Raw genomic sequence first — 13464 nt, 5'->3', positions numbered from 1 at the left:
GCGTTACCCCGATCGGGCTCGCGTTTCCAGTCCAGGCGCTGCGCGCGCGGGAATGCTACCGGAAGCTGAGCGTCTCGTCGCCCCAGGCGGCGCGCAGATCCCGGTCGAGGTCGTCGACGACGCGGTCGGTGCGGTCGATGACGAGGGTCGCGCGGTCGCCGACGGCACCGGAGTGTCGGCGTCGAAGGGCGTCCACGACGGCGAGGCGACCGCGTCGGGGGACTCCCCGCGGGCGAAGGCCGTCCACCGGGCCTGCATGCGCGCGGAGATCTCGCGCGCCACGCGCAGGCCGCCGAGGCGGAAGGTGAGGTCCTTCGGGCCGCTGACGAGCGCACCCCAGAGGTACGGCAGCTCGCTCGCGTGGGTCGCGCCGAGCCCGATGAGGCGCAGGAAGGGCGCCGCGTGGTCGAAGCGGTACAGCCAGGTCGGAGCGACCCGGGAGTGCCCCTCGGCCACCCAGAGCGTCGGCAGGCGGAACCCGATGTCGCGGGCTACCCCGAGTCCGATCGCGCGGTGACGGACGTGCTCGTACGCCGTGAGCACCTGCTCGCGGCTGGGCAGCTCGACCCCCGGGTTCTCGGCCGCCATCGCGGCGAACATCTGCTCGATGCGCTCGGAGGTGATGGGGATGAGCGGCGACTTCATGAACGAGAACAGCGAGGCTTCGTCCTTGTTGGTCCCGATGAGCAGCGGCACGGGCAGACCGCGGCCCTCGCGGAGGACCGTGATGGGCGCCTCGGGGAGGAGCTCCCCGTCGATCACGGGGGCGAAGGCGAGGGTGCCGGGGTCGGTCGTGGGCACCTCGGTGTACACCGTCATCCCCGCGGCGACGACGTCGTCGACGGGAGCCGAGCGCACGGCATCCGGTGCTCCCGGATCCGCCGGATCGATGCCGAGGATCTCGAGGAACCGGTCGGCCACGCGGCGGGCGCGCTCGGGTCCGTAGACGCTCGAGGCCGGAGACGACTGGGCGATCGCCCGGTGGAAGAGTCCCTCGGCAGAGGGGGTGGCCAGAAGCGTCGTGACCAGGCCGCCGCCGGCCGACTCCCCGAAGACCGTCACCCGCTCGGGGTCGCCGCCGAACGCGGCGATGTTGCGCTGGACCCATCGCAGGGCCGTCAGCACGTCTTTGAGGGCGAGGTTGCCGTCGAAGCCTCCCCCCGGGAGCGCCGTCGACAGGTCGATGAAGCCCAGCGCGCCCAGGCGGTAGTTCAGCGTGACGACGACCACGTCGCCTTCCGCCGCCAGCGTCGTGCCGTCGTACAGGGGCTGGGTCGACGACCCGAACGTGTAGGCACCGCCGTGCAGCCACACCATGACCGCGCGGCCCGGACGCTCGTCGTCGGGTGCCCACACGTTCAGCGACAGGCAGTCCTCGTCGCGGACGACGCCCTCGCCGAGCGGGATCGCCGGGTTCGCGGGCTGGGGGCAGGCGGGGCCGAAGTCCGCGGCATCCGTCTCGTCGGTGAGATCGGGTGCGGGGACGGGGTCGCGGAAGCGTCGCTCGCCCACGGCGGCCAGGGCGAAGCGGATGCCGCGCCACACGCGCACGCCGCCGGGGGCGGTGCTGCCGAGGAAGACGCCGGCGGGGGCGACGGCTCGAGGGGCGGAAGCGGTACCGGTCATGGGATCCTCACACGAGTTGGTGGACGAGGTGCGCGGCCTCGTTGGCCGCGAGGACGGCGAACAGAACGGTCATGATGACGGCGTTGTGCTCGATCATCTCGCTCTTCAAGCGGTCGAGGGCGGAAACGATGCGCGGGATGCCGGTCGCCCCGAGCGCGGTGGGGACGATGAGCGTGAGCGACCCGGCCACGGCCAGAACCACGCACAGGAGGACGGCGAGGGGGAGCGCGAGGTGCGCCGCGCCGATCAGCGCGCCGCCCTTCAGCTCGAGCGGGAGGTTCTTGCCGTTCGTCGCCGCCATGAGCACACCGAGTCCTGCCGCACGGCCGGGCGTGATGGCATCCATCGCCGACAACCAGCCCGGGGGCGTCGGGGTGGTTCCGGGGCGGGGGCGGCCGCGCCAGCTCACGACGGCCATGACCGTGAAGCCGACGGTCAGCAGCGCGCCCAGCGCGAGCACGACGACGTTCCCGCCTGCGTCGGGCGCGGTGCTCGACGCGCCCGACGCGGTGAGGGCTCCGACCGCGATCGCCGCGAGGGTGACGGTGAAGAAGGCGGCCGTGTAGACGGGGGCGGCCGTGCGACCGCGCGCGGACAGCAGGATCGCCACGACCGCGACGATCGGCAGCGGCGAGATCGCCATGCCGACGGCGAGGGGGAGGAGGGGGCTGAGCGAGGACATCGGCTCGGACGCTACGCCGGGCCGCGCACCGCCCCGGAAGAATGTTCGATCGACACGACAGGGACCGCGGTCGCGATCGGGAGATCGGCGGTGAGGAGGGTGCTCGCGGCGCCGGCGACCAGCCGCGCGCCGCGCCGCGCCGCGGGGGCGTCCGGCCGCAGGACCGCCCCGCGCGCGGGGGCGCCGGGCGAGCGGACCCCGATCCGGAGCGCCGGTCCGGCCGCGGTGCGCACCGTCTCGACGGACACGGTGGCCTCGCGTCGCGCCGCATGCTTGGCGACGTTCAGCATCCCCTCGGCCAGGATCTCGAGCGCATCGGCGGCCATGGCGGGATCCGCGTCGAGGGCCGCGCGGGCGTCGGGGGCGATCGTCGTCTCGATCCGCAGCGCGTGACCCCAGGTCTGCAGCACCTCGTCGAGGGTGAGCGACCCCGGCGCCGAGGGCGGCGCGTCGAACGCGCGGGAAACGGTGCCACCGAGATCGGCGAGCGACGCGGACAGGGCGGCGAGGTCGGCCGCGGACGGATCGGGATGCCGCATCGCGAAGTGCACGAGCACCCCCTGCGCGTCGCGGTGGAGGACGTCGGCGGCGGCCCGCAGCCCCGCGCGCGCGGCACGGGTGCCGAGGTCGTCGCTGCGGGTCCGGCGCGAGATCGCCGCGGACAGGCGCCGCCGCTCGCGCGCGAGGGCGTGCGCGGTCCCGCGCGCCCAGGCCAGGACCAGACCGACGGCGGGGAAGGCGACGGCGGGGACCGCGGCGGCGGGCCAGGGGACGCTCTGGGCGACGGCGACGGCGGAGAACAGCGACCCGGCCCCCACGAGCGCGCCGGCGAAGACGGCGAGGCGCGCGCGAGAGCGTCCGACGGCCCGCGGGACCGTCTCGGCGACCAGTCCGACGACGACGGTGAGAGCCGTGCCGCCCAGGACGGGGCCCAGCTCCAGGGTGCGCAGGGCGTAGGGCAGGACGGCGGCGGCGTAGAGGAGGGTGGCCGCTCCCCACGGGGGCAGGCGGAGGGAGGGCCGCGACCGGGTTCGCCGCACGTCCGTCGGCGGAGGGTCTCGGCGGGCGATGCCGTCCGCCCGCGCCGCGAGACGCCGGGCGTCGTCGCGCACCGCCCGCGCGCGCGTCCGCACGGCCTCCGGCGCGGGGGGAAGCGGAGCGGCCAGCGCTCGCGTCGCGGCGGTGACGGCCGCTCGCGCGTCGGCGCAGAACAGGCGCGCCCGGTCGGCGCTCGCGTCGAGCTCGGCCAGCACCGCGCGCAGGAGCGCGTCGGTCTCGCTCGTGCGGCGCGCGGCATCCGTCAGCACCGCGGTTCCGACCAGGGCGAGGGTCCAGCCGGCGAGGTTGGTCAGCGCGCGCAGCACGGCGTCTCCCGCGGGGGCGACGGGAAGACCGAGGGCGAGGGAGATCGCGTCGAGCAGCGTCGGACGCAGGACGGATGCCGCGACGAGCACGCACAGCACGAGAGCCAGCCGCGCCGAGGGGCGGGCGAGGCGCCGCTCGAGCACGGCCACCAGCAGCCAGACCAGCGAGAACGCGGCGGCGGTGAGCACGGAGACCGCGGTGCGGCCGGCGGCGTCCATTCCGGCGGGGGTCGGCATCAGCACGAGGACCGAGACGAGGAGGATGACCACGAACGTCGCGGGCGTGACGAAGCGACCGCCCGCGCACACGGCGGCGATGGCGGCGGGCCTCACGTCAGCGTGCCGTGATCGGCGAGGTACAGCGCGCTCGCGCGGACGCGCGCGTTGGTCGTCGGGTCGGAGCCGAGTCCGAGCCGTTCGAAGATGCGGCTGACGGTCCGCTCCACGGCGCGGGTGCTCGTTCCGCGCTCGCTCGCGATCTGCGCGTTCGTCCAGCCGCGGGCCACGAGCGCCAGCACCTCCAGCTGACGGCGGGTGAGCACCGACAGCGCGCTCGCCGCGCCCGCGGGCACGGGTGGCGCGGGCAGCGTGTGGCGCAGAGCGGCCTCGATCGCCGTCACGACCGTGTCGGCGGAGGTCACGTCGAGCTTCGACAGGAAGACCGCACCCGCGGGTCCCCCCGTCGCCGCCCCGGGGAAGCTGCTGAGGAACACGACCGCCATGTGCGGGGCGAGACCGGTCAGCATGACCGCGAGCTCGACGCCGGAGGGGCGCGAGCCGAGGTCGATGTCGGTGAGCAGCAGGTCGGGGTCGCAGCGCGTGAAGGCCGCCGTCGCCTCGGCCGCATCGCCGGCGCCGGTGACCTCGAAACCGCGGTGCTCCAGCATGTCGCACAGCAGCGCGCGCATCGCCGGTTGATCCTCCACGACGAGCACGCGTCGCACCCACGCGGTCTCCACGCGCTCACCCTATCGGCGGCGGGCCGGGCGCTCCGCCGCACCGCGCGTCACCGCACCGCGTTGCGCCGTGCTGTGTCGTGCCGCGCTCCGCCGCACCACCCGTCACCGCACCGCGCTGCGCCGCGCTCCACCGCGCGTCGTCAAGCCCCCGGCGATGTCGGAGGGGCGGCGTACCCTGTCGGGCATGACCGAGCTCTCCGCCCCCACCGGCCGCGAACCGTCCCTCGTCGCGCAGCCTCGACCCGACGGGTCGGCGCCGCGCGCCCTCGTTCTGGGGGCGACCGGCTACCTCGGTGGCCGACTCGTTCCGCGCCTGCTGTCGGCGGGATACCGCGTGCGCGTGCTCGCGCGCGACCCGCGCCGGGTCGGGGCGTTCCCCTGGGGCGACGAGGTCGAGATCGCCGCCGGCGACGCCACCGACCGCGAGGCCGTGCGGGCCGCCGTCGAGGGCGTCGACGTCCTCTACTACCTCATCCACTCGATGGGCAGCGCGCGCGACTTCGAGGCCACCGACCGCGTGGCCGCGCAGACCGTCGCCGATGCGGCATCCGCGGCATCCGTCTCGCGCATCGTCTACCTCGGCGGCCTGCACCCCGACGACGCCGCGCTCTCGGCGCACCTGCGCTCGCGCGTCGAGGTAGGCGAGATCCTGCTGCACAGCGGTGTCCCGACGCTCGTGCTGCAGGCCGGCGTCGTGATCGGTTCGGGGTCGGCGTCGTTCGAGATGGTGCGCCACCTCACCGACGTGCTGCCCTACATGCCGGCGCCCAAGTGGGTGCGCAATCACATCCAGCCCATCGCCGTGCGCGACGTGCTGCACTACCTGCTCGGCGCCGCCCGCGTCGCCCCCAACGTCAACCGCGCCGTCGACATCGGCGGCCCCGACGTGCTGCGGTACGGCCAGATGATGAACGGCTACGCCATGGAAGCCGGTCTTCCGCAGCGCGCGATCGCCTCGCTGCCCGTGCTCACCCCGCGCCTCGCGTCGCACTGGGTCAATCTCGTCACCCCGATTCCGAAGTCGATCGCCCGTCCGCTCGTGGAGTCGCTGCAGAACGACTGCGTCGTGAAGGACCGCGCGATCGACGACCTCGTTCCCCGGCCCGAGGGCGGGCTGATGCCGTACCGCGAGGCCGTGCGTCGCGCGCTGGGGCGCGTGAACGACGACGCCATCGAGACGAGCTGGCAGGATGCCGAGGTCTCGGGCGCCCCGAGCGACCCGCTGCCCAGCGACCCCGAGTGGGCGGGTCGCCTGGTCTACACCGACATCCGCACCATGACGACCACGGCGAGCGCGGCGCAGCTGTGGTCGGTCATCGAGGGGATCGGCGGCGAGAACGGCTGGTACTCCTCGCCGCTGCTGTGGGCGATCCGCGGGTGGATGGACCGGCTGGTGGGCGGGGTCGGCCTCGCGCGCGGTCGTCGCAGCCGCTCGGTGGTCACCGTCGGCGACGCCCTCGACTTCTGGCGCGTCGAAGCCATCGAGCCCGGCCATCTGCTGCGCCTGCGGGCCGAGATGAAGGTGCCGGGCGGGGCGTGGCTCGAGCTGCGCGCGACGCCGGAGGGCGACGGCGCACGGTTCGACCAGCGTGCGCTGTTCTTCCCGACCGGTCTGGCCGGGCGCCTCTACTGGCTCTCGGTGCTGCCCTTCCACGGCCTGATCTTCAGCGGCATGGCGCGGCGCATCACCGCGGCCGCCGAGCACGTGCAGCGCGAAGACCTCGAGCCGAAGGCGAAGGCGGGGCGCATCGCCCCCGAGATCGCCGAGGTCGAGACCACCGCGGCGCCCTCGGCGTGAGGCCGTGCCCGCGGAACGGCCGCCCCGCACCGGCGTCGCGCCCCTAGGCTGAGCCCCATGCCCCGCCACGCTCGCGTCCTGACCGTGTCCGACCGCTCGGCCGCGGGCCTCCGTGAAGATCGCGGTGGACCTCTGGCCGTGTCGTTGCTGCGCGAGGCGGGATTCGACTGCGCCGCCCCGGTCGTGGTCGCCGACGGGGCCGACAGTGTGGAGGCCGCCCTGCGCGCGCTCCTCGCCGAAGGGCCGGGGCTCATCGTCACGACCGGTGGGACGGGCATCGCCCCCACCGACCGCACACCCGAGGGAACGGCCCGCGTCGTGGATCGCGAACTCCCCGGCATCGCCGAAGAACTGCGGCGCCGGGGCCTCGCCGACACCCCGATGGCCGTCATCTCGCGCGGCCTCGCGGGGATCGTCGACCCCGGCACCCTGATCGTCAACCTTCCCGGATCGACCCGTGCCGTGGCATCCGGGATCGCCGTCATCGCCGAGCTCGCCCCCCACGTGCTCGATCAACTCGCCGGAGGAGACCACGCATGAGCGCCGTCCGCATCGCCCGCCTGTCCGACACGCCCCTCGACCTCGACGACCACCTCGACGCGGTCGAGGACTCGTCGTCGGGAGCGGTCACGACCTTCGTCGGACGCGTCCGCGACATCGACCCCGACGCCTCGGGGGCGGTCGTCGCGCTCGAGTACAGCGCGCATCCCGATGCGGAGCAGACCCTGCACCGCATCGCCCAGGACGCCGCCGCCGGGACCGACGCGATCGTCGCCGTCAGCCACCGCGTGGGCCGGCTGGCCGTGGGCGAGGCCGCGGTCGTCATCGCCGTGGCATCCGGTCATCGTGCCGAGGCGTTCGAGGTGTGCCGCACCGTGATCGAGACGATCAAGACCGACCTGCCCGTCTGGAAGCGTCAGGTCGAGGCCGACGGTACGACGGAGTGGAAGGGCCTGGGGGGTTAGGTATCAGTTCTGATGCCATCCATCTCATGGATGCGGATCTGCCGTCCGGACTGACGGAGGTGCTCGACTCGGCGGCGCGGTTGCAGCAGCTGGTTCCGGACACCGTGCTCGTCGGAGGGTCGGCCGCTGCCCTCTACGCGCGACACCGGATATCGACCGACCGTGACCACGTCCTCGCCGACCTGCGCGACCGGTTCGACCTCGTCCTCGACGCGCTGGAGCGCGACGGCGACTTCGTGCTCAATCGGGCCGTCCCGGGCAAGATCATGCTCGGTGAGCTGGGTGGTATCGAAGCAGGTGTGCGCCAGCTCATCCGACGTCGGCCGCTGGAGGTGCAACGGGTGACGCTCCCCGCAGGCACGGAGATCACGGTGCCGACGCCGGCGGAGATCGCGCGCATCAAGGGTTTTCTCATCGTCCGGCGCAATCAGATGCGGGACTACCTCGATGTCGCGGCGCTCTCCGGCGCGTTCGGCGTCGAGGAGATCGGCGGGGTGCTTGCCGACATCGACGAGTACTACACCGATCCGTCGCACGCCGAGGACCGCCCTGTGCAGGCGCAGTTGGCGCGCCAGCTCGCCTCCCCGGCACCGAAGGACCATCGGGCGATTGCCGGACTCGCCCATTACAAGGGGCTGATCTCCCGATGGCGTGAGTGGGACGACGTCGTCGCGGAATGCCGTTCTCTCTCCACCCGTCTGATCTGATCGGAGACGTCGTGCCCTTGCGCTTCCGCAACATCGATGCGACCCCCGACGACCCCGTCGACGCGTGGGGGTTCGAGGGGATGCTCGCCGCCATCGACCGGGGCTACGCGGTCGATTGGCGCAAGCTCATCGAAGCGGTGTCCACGGATCCTGCGTTGCGGGAGATCTACGAAGACGCCCGTGCTGCAGCCGAGTCCGCGTCGACGGTGGCATTGCTCGACGCGGCGCTGGCGGTGCGGGAACGTTCCCCGGCGGTCGAGGCGCGCGAGCGACTGCGTTCGGCGTTCCGTGCGACGCGTCTCACGCAGGCGCAGCTCGCCGCGCGTCTGGGAACCTCTCGACCGCGCGTGACGTCCTACCTCAGCGGCGCGGTGACGCCGTCGATGGATGTCCTGGTGGCCGTTGAGGCCCTCGCTCGAGAACGGCGTGCTCCCTCGCTCGCCGCACATCTCGAGCTGGTGTGACCGGAAGGCCGCTCAGCCCCCCGCGAAGGGCGGCAGCACGTCGACATAGGTGACCCCGGCGAGCGGGGCGTCGTCATCGTGACGCGTCCCGTCGACGAGGACGGCGCAGCGGTCGAGGATGCCGCCGAGGCCGGGGTGGTCCGCGACGACCCCGGCCCGCAGCGCGGCGAGGCTGTGCTCGGCGCGGTCTTCGGCATCCGTTCCCGCGGCCTCCGCCGCGGCGGCGAAGTAGCGCACGCGGACGCTCACGCGAGGGCTCCCGGCTCGCCCGGGCGCACCCAGTCGCCCGACTTGCCCCCGGTCTTCGACACGATGCGCACGTCCTCGATGCAGGTGCCCTTGTCCATGCCCTTCACCATGTCGACGATCGCGAGCGCGGCGACCGACACGCTCGTAAGCGCTTCCATCTCGACGCCCGTGCGGTCGGCCGTGCCCACGGTGGCCTCGATCTCGACGCCCGCGTCGGTGATCTCGAGATCGACCGCGGCGCGGTGCACCCCGATGACGTGGGCGAGCGGAAGCAGAGCGGGGGTGGACTTCGCGGCCTGGATGCCGGCGATCCGCGCGACCGCCAACACATCGCCCTTGGGGGCGGTGCCGTCGCGCAGGGCCGCGACCACCTCGGGGGCGCAGCGCACGAATCCCCGCGCGGTGGCGGTGCGCACGGTGGGCTGCTTCAGGGTGACGTCGACCATGCGGGCGTGGCCCGCGGCATCCAGGTGGGTGAAGGTCATGGAATCAGCATGACATCGAGGGCGTCGCCCGCCGACACGGTGGACACCTCGGCGGGCACGATCGCGAACGCTTCGGCGCGGGCGAGGGATGCCGCGAGGTGCGAGCCCGAGCCGCCGGCGGTCGCCGGGCGCACGGTGCCCGCGACGAGGTCGATCGCGGCGGGGAGGTACTGTCGTCGACCGGGCGGGGTGGTCCAGGTCTCGGATGCCGTGAGGCGGGCGATGCGCCGATCGACGACCGCGCGCCCCTGGAGCGCCAGCAGCGCCGGCCGCACGAACACCTCGAACGACACCGCGACGCTGACCGGGTTGCCGGGGAGGCCGAAGACGAGTCGCCCGTCGTCGAGCGCGCCGAAGGCCTGCGGTTTGCCGGGCTGCATCGCGACCTTCTCGAACGCGATGCGTTCCGACAGGGCCTGGCGCACGGGCTCGTAGGCGCCGGCGCTCACGCCCCCGCTGAAGACGATCACGTCGACGTCGGCGGCGTGTTCGAGCAGGGCGTGGATCGCGTCCGCGTCGTCGCGCAGCGACGAGATCACGGTCACCTCGGCGTCGGCACCCGCGACCAGAGCGGCGAGCAGCGTCGAGTTGGAGTCGGGGGTCTGGCCACGTCCCGGTGCGACGCCCGGCGCCACGAGCTCGCTCCCCGTCGACACGACGGCGACTCGCGGGCGCCGGTGCACCTCGAGGTCGGCCACGCCCGCCGCCGCGGCCGCGGCCAGTGCGAACGGCCCCAGTCGCTCACCGGCCGACAGCACGACGTCGCCCGCGCGGGTGTCGCCGCCGCGACGGCGGATGAAGGCTCCGGATGCCGCGGGTGCGCGCCGCACCTCGACGGTGCCGAGGGAGTTGGCGAGGCCCCCGGCCGTGTCTTCGAACGGGACGATCGCGTCGGCCGCGGCGGGGACGGGCGCGCCCGTCATGATGCGCACCGCCTCGCCCGCGCCGAACGGCGGGTCGTCGGACGAACCGGCCGGCAGATCGGCGACGACGCGCAGGGTGACGGGGTTCTCGGCATCCGCCCCCTCGACGTCGGCGACGCGCACCGCGAATCCGTCCATCGAGGAGTTGTCGAAGCCGGGGAGGTCGTGCGCGGCGAGAACCGGGGCGGCCAGCGTGCGTCCGACCGCCTCCGCGAGAGGCACGGTCTCGACGGGAAGGGTCGTGACGGCGGCGAGCACGCGGGCGCGGTGTTCCTCGACGGTGAGCAGCGGGGTCATCTCAGCCTCCGGGTCAGGGCGAAGCGGCGGGGCGCGCAGCGGGGATCAGGGGGATGACATCGTGTCGGGCGCGCAGCGCGTCGATGACGACCAGGCGTCCGAGCAACGGCTCTCCCGCGCCGGTGACGAGCTTGATCGCTTCGGTCGCGAGCAGGCCGCCGACCTGCACGCACAGCGACCCCAGCACGCCGACCTGCGCGCAGGTCGGCGGTTCGCCCGCGGAACCGGAGGGGAACAGGTCGCCGAGCACGACGGGGGAGTGGCCCTCGGGCGGGTGCGACCAGAACACGGTCACCTGCGCGGCCCACTCCTGCACCGCGCCCCAGACGAGGGGGATGCCGAGGTGCTCGGCCGCGGCGGCGACGGCCTCGCGCGTGTCGAAGGTGTCGCTGCCGTCGATGACGAGGTGCGCGCCGGCGAGCAGGTCGACGGCGTTGTCGGAGGTCAGTCGTAGCGTTCGCTCATGGACGACGGTGAGCGGGGAGAGATCGCGCACGGCACGCGCGGCGGAGGCGGTCTTCGCGGTGCCGATGTCGTCGATGCGGTGCGCGAGCTGACGCTGCAGGTTGGTGCGCTCCACCGTGTCGTCGTCGATGATCACGAGCTCCCCGACCCCGGCGGCGGCGAGGGCGAGCAAGACGGGCGACCCGAGTCCGCCGGCGCCGATCACGGCGATGCGGGCGGCCGCGATCCTCCGTTGACCCTCCTCGCCGATCGCCGCGAGGACGGCATGACGGGCCGTGCGGATGAGCTCTTCCGGGGCCAGGGCGGCCACCGGCTCGACGAGCGGCCTCATCCGCCGATCGCGCTCATGGTGCGCTCGGGCTGCACGAAATCCGCGCGCGCGAGGCCGACGCGGTCGGAGCCGTGCGCACGGGGCTTGGCCCACATGGCATCCCGCCAGACCTGGGCGAGACCCTCGTCGTCGGCGCCGTCGCGCAGCGCCGTGAGCAGGTCGGTCTCTTCGTGCGAGAACAGGCACGAGCGGATCCGGCCGTCGGCGGTGACGCGCGTGCGCGTGCACGCCGCGCAGAAGGGTTCGGTCACCGACGAGATGATGCCGACGTGACCGGCCACCTCGGTCTCGCCGGGGCGGCGCACCTCCCACCGCTCGGCGGGGGCGGCCCCGCGACCGCGGGGATCGGCGGACAGCACGAACGCCTGCTCGATGGCCGCGCGGATGTCGCGCGCCGGGATGACGTTCTGCGCCGACCACGAGCGGTCGCCGTCGAGGGGCATGTCCTCGATGAAGCGCATCTCGAACCCGTTGGACACGGCCCACTCCACCAGGGGGACGATCTCGGTGTCGTTGACGCCGGCGAGCAGGACCGCGTTGATCTTGATCGGTCCGAGGCCCGCGGCGCGCGCGGCCTGCAGGCCCGCGAGCACCTTGTCGAGGTGGGGGCGTCGGGTGAGTTCGGCGAAGGTCTCGGGGTGCAGGGTGTCGAGCGAGACGTTGAGCCGCGTGAGCCCCGCGTCCTTCAGGGCCTGGGCGCGCTTGTCGAGGCCGACCGCGTTCGTGGTCATCGAGATCGGCAGGTCGGGATTGTCGGCGCGGATGCCGGCGATGATGTGCTCGAGATCCTTGCGCACGAGCGGCTCGCCGCCCGTGATGCGCAGTTCCTCGGCGCCGAGGGAGTGAACGGCGACGCGCACGATGCGCCGGATCTCGTCGGCGCTCATGAGCTGCGTCTGCGGGAGCCACGGCATCCCGTCGGCCGGCATGCAGTACGTGCAGCGCAGGTTGCACTTGTCGATCACCGAGACGCGCAGGTCGGTCGCGACGCGGCCGAAGCGATCGAGGAGACCTCCGTCTCGGGGGGCTCCGGTGGCGGGCAGCGCCGTCGTGCCCGCAGCACCGCGCTCACCGGCCGTCGACCCCGCACGCGCGGGGGGCGGGGCTCCTGTGGCGGGGAGCGCCGTCGCGCCCGAGGCGGTCACGGTCGCGCCGAGCGACACGGCGACCGGCCGTCGCGTCGCGCTCGCATGCTCGGCATCCATGGGTCGAGCCTAGGCGAGTGCGTAGGGGGTGAGGGCGGTCGGGCGGGTGGTGCCGTGCGAGCGGTCGCGCGGGTGGTGCCGTGCGAGCGGTCGGGCGGGTGGTGCCGTCCGAGCGGTCGGGCGGGTGGTGCCGTGCCGCGGCCGCCGGACTGCAGTTCGGCGACGATTCGGTTGCAGGGTGTCGCCGACTCGTCAGCGGGATGCTGTCTCGGCGGTCGACGCGCGGACCCGGGCCGCGGACGCGGGGCCCGCTGCTCGGCCGCGCCGGGTACGGTCGTCGCATGCCGAACACCTTCCGCATCGCCACGGCCGCCCGTCTGCTCGGCGTGAGCGACGACACCGTGCGTCGCTGGATCGACCAGGGTCTGCTCGCGACGACCGGGGCCTCGCCCGTCGAGATCCCGGGGGCTGCGCTCGCCGAACGCGCGGTCGCGCTCGCCGACGAGCCCGACGACCCCACGGGCATCGCCTCGAGCGCCCGCAACCGGTTCACCGGCGTCGTCACGCGCGTGCAGATCGACGGCGTCATGGCACAGGTGGACCTGCAGTGCGGCCCGCACCGGGTGGTCTCGCTCATGTCGGCCGAGGCCGCTCGCGAGCTCGCCCTCGAGCCGGGCTCGCTCACCGTCGCCTCGGTCAAGGCGACAGTGGTGACGGTGGAGGCTCCTCGCGGCTGAGCCCGCCCGTCCCGCCCCCGCCCCGTCCCGCCCCCGCCCCGTCCCGCCCGGCGCCGCCCCGCCCCCGCCCCGCTCGGCGCCGCCCCGCCCCCGCCCCGCCCGGCGCCCTTCCCGTTCGCCGAGACCGCGTCCCCCGACAACTCGGCGTCGGGCTGCAGCCGACTTGCCAGCGAGATGCAGTTTCGCGAGATTTGCGGGAGAAGACGCCCTGACCGACCCGCAGATGCGGAACAATGGGTGCTCAGCGAGCCGCCGGGTCGCCGAAAG

General features: G+C 74.0%; 15 protein-coding genes. 6 read left to right on the top strand and 9 right to left on the bottom strand.

What is annotated here, in order from left to right; all coding sequences use genetic code 11:
* Positions 1-3: 3 nt before the first annotated feature.
* The 4 genes from AB1K56_RS02075 to AB1K56_RS02060 are packed head-to-tail and all read right to left on the bottom strand — an operon-like array spanning position 4 to position 4631.
* Positions 4-1626: a carboxylesterase/lipase family protein gene (locus tag AB1K56_RS02075; protein ID WP_371204333.1), complete on the bottom strand. Its 1623-nt coding sequence runs from the start codon at positions 1624-1626 to the stop codon at positions 4-6.
* Between the two features lie 7 nt (positions 1627-1633).
* Positions 1634-2308, bottom strand: a complete 675-nt coding sequence (locus AB1K56_RS02070) for a GAP family protein (protein WP_371204332.1) — start codon at positions 2306-2308, stop codon at positions 1634-1636.
* Positions 2309-2319: 11 nt separating this feature from the next.
* Positions 2320-4005, bottom strand: coding sequence for a hypothetical protein (locus tag AB1K56_RS02065; RefSeq protein WP_371204331.1), 1686 nt, complete (start codon positions 4003-4005; stop codon positions 2320-2322).
* The gene (locus tag AB1K56_RS02060; RefSeq protein ID WP_371204330.1) at positions 4002-4631 is read right to left on the bottom strand and encodes a response regulator; all 630 of its coding nucleotides are present in this window, start codon (positions 4629-4631) and stop codon (positions 4002-4004) included. The genes AB1K56_RS02065 and AB1K56_RS02060 overlap by 4 nt, the downstream gene beginning before the upstream one ends.
* A gap of 184 nt (positions 4632-4815) precedes the next feature.
* Between AB1K56_RS02060 and AB1K56_RS02055 the strand changes: the two genes are divergently transcribed.
* Genes AB1K56_RS02055 through AB1K56_RS02035 form a run of 5 tightly spaced genes read left to right on the top strand, consistent with a single transcriptional unit; the run spans position 4816 to position 8565 of the window.
* Positions 4816-6429: an SDR family oxidoreductase gene (locus AB1K56_RS02055; RefSeq protein ID WP_371204329.1), complete on the top strand. Its 1614-nt coding sequence runs from the start codon at positions 4816-4818 to the stop codon at positions 6427-6429.
* A gap of 57 nt (positions 6430-6486) precedes the next feature.
* Positions 6487-6969: a molybdenum cofactor biosynthesis protein B gene (locus tag AB1K56_RS02050; protein WP_371204328.1), complete on the top strand. Its 483-nt coding sequence runs from the start codon at positions 6487-6489 to the stop codon at positions 6967-6969.
* On the top strand, positions 6966-7394 hold the full coding sequence (locus AB1K56_RS02045) for a molybdenum cofactor biosynthesis protein MoaE (RefSeq protein ID WP_371204327.1): 429 nt from the start codon (positions 6966-6968) through the stop codon (positions 7392-7394). The genes AB1K56_RS02050 and AB1K56_RS02045 overlap by 4 nt, the downstream gene beginning before the upstream one ends.
* 26 nt (positions 7395-7420) lie before the next feature.
* Complete coding sequence (locus AB1K56_RS02040) at positions 7421-8101, top strand: hypothetical protein (protein WP_371204326.1); 681 nt, start codon at positions 7421-7423, stop codon at positions 8099-8101.
* On the top strand, positions 8071-8565 hold the full coding sequence (locus AB1K56_RS02035) for a helix-turn-helix domain-containing protein (protein WP_371204325.1): 495 nt from the start codon (positions 8071-8073) through the stop codon (positions 8563-8565). Before AB1K56_RS02040 ends, AB1K56_RS02035 begins: the two co-directional genes overlap by 31 nt.
* Positions 8566-8577: 12 nt before the next feature.
* Here AB1K56_RS02035 and AB1K56_RS02030 read toward each other — a convergent pair whose 3' ends face one another.
* From AB1K56_RS02030 to moaA, 5 genes are read right to left on the bottom strand one after another with little or no spacing between them, the layout of a single operon-like run.
* Entirely contained in the window at positions 8578-8814 is a 237-nt protein-coding gene (locus AB1K56_RS02030) for a MoaD/ThiS family protein (protein ID WP_371204324.1), read from the bottom strand.
* Positions 8811-9299 carry a cyclic pyranopterin monophosphate synthase MoaC gene (moaC, locus tag AB1K56_RS02025; protein ID WP_371204323.1) on the bottom strand — a complete coding sequence of 163 codons (489 nt, stop codon included), beginning with the start codon at positions 9297-9299 and terminating at the stop codon, positions 8811-8813. The genes AB1K56_RS02030 and moaC overlap by 4 nt, the downstream gene beginning before the upstream one ends.
* A complete protein-coding gene (glp, locus tag AB1K56_RS02020; protein WP_371204322.1) occupies positions 9296-10519 on the bottom strand; it encodes a gephyrin-like molybdotransferase Glp in 1224 nt (407 codons plus the stop codon). Before glp ends, moaC begins: the two co-directional genes overlap by 4 nt.
* Before the next feature lie 13 nt (positions 10520-10532).
* Positions 10533-11315 (bottom strand): ThiF family adenylyltransferase, encoded by a 783-nt coding sequence (locus tag AB1K56_RS02015; RefSeq protein ID WP_371204321.1) that lies wholly within the window; start codon positions 11313-11315, stop codon positions 10533-10535.
* On the bottom strand, positions 11312-12520 hold the full coding sequence (gene moaA / locus AB1K56_RS02010; protein ID WP_371204320.1) for a GTP 3',8-cyclase MoaA: 1209 nt from the start codon (positions 12518-12520) through the stop codon (positions 11312-11314). Before moaA ends, AB1K56_RS02015 begins: the two co-directional genes overlap by 4 nt.
* A gap of 281 nt (positions 12521-12801) precedes the next feature.
* On the opposite strand from moaA, the gene AB1K56_RS02005 reads away from it, so the two are divergent.
* Positions 12802-13197: a molybdopterin-binding protein gene (locus AB1K56_RS02005; protein ID WP_371204319.1), complete on the top strand. Its 396-nt coding sequence runs from the start codon at positions 12802-12804 to the stop codon at positions 13195-13197.
* The last annotated feature ends 267 nt before the right edge of the window (positions 13198-13464 follow it).

The organism is Microbacterium sp. BWR-S6Y (assembly GCF_041379845.1).
Lineage (GTDB): Bacteria > Actinomycetota > Actinomycetes > Actinomycetales > Microbacteriaceae > Microbacterium > Microbacterium hydrothermale.
This window is presented reverse-complemented; position numbering and strand designations above follow the sequence as displayed.

Excerpts from the sequence above, each read along its gene's own strand:
- AB1K56_RS02015 (WP_371204321.1), bottom strand. The coding sequence starts at position 11,315 with ATGAGGCCGCTCGTCGAGCCGGTGGCCGCCCTGGCCCCGGAAGAGCTC.
- glp (WP_371204322.1), bottom strand. The coding sequence starts at position 10,519 with ATGACCCCGCTGCTCACCGTCGAGGAACACCGCGCCCGCGTGCTCGCC.
- moaA (WP_371204320.1), bottom strand. The coding sequence starts at position 12,520 with ATGGATGCCGAGCATGCGAGCGCGACGCGACGGCCGGTCGCCGTGTCG.
- AB1K56_RS02075 (WP_371204333.1), bottom strand. The coding sequence starts at position 1,626 with ATGACCGGTACCGCTTCCGCCCCTCGAGCCGTCGCCCCCGCCGGCGTC.
- moaC (WP_371204323.1), bottom strand. The coding sequence starts at position 9,299 with ATGACCTTCACCCACCTGGATGCCGCGGGCCACGCCCGCATGGTCGAC.
- AB1K56_RS02050 (WP_371204328.1), top strand. The coding sequence starts at position 6,487 with ATGCCCCGCCACGCTCGCGTCCTGACCGTGTCCGACCGCTCGGCCGCG.
- AB1K56_RS02040 (WP_371204326.1), top strand. The coding sequence starts at position 7,421 with ATGGATGCGGATCTGCCGTCCGGACTGACGGAGGTGCTCGACTCGGCG.
- AB1K56_RS02035 (WP_371204325.1), top strand. The coding sequence starts at position 8,071 with ATGCCGTTCTCTCTCCACCCGTCTGATCTGATCGGAGACGTCGTGCCC.
- AB1K56_RS02045 (WP_371204327.1), top strand. The coding sequence starts at position 6,966 with ATGAGCGCCGTCCGCATCGCCCGCCTGTCCGACACGCCCCTCGACCTC.
- AB1K56_RS02055 (WP_371204329.1), top strand. The coding sequence starts at position 4,816 with ATGACCGAGCTCTCCGCCCCCACCGGCCGCGAACCGTCCCTCGTCGCG.
- AB1K56_RS02070 (WP_371204332.1), bottom strand. The coding sequence starts at position 2,308 with ATGTCCTCGCTCAGCCCCCTCCTCCCCCTCGCCGTCGGCATGGCGATC.
- AB1K56_RS02005 (WP_371204319.1), top strand. The coding sequence starts at position 12,802 with ATGCCGAACACCTTCCGCATCGCCACGGCCGCCCGTCTGCTCGGCGTG.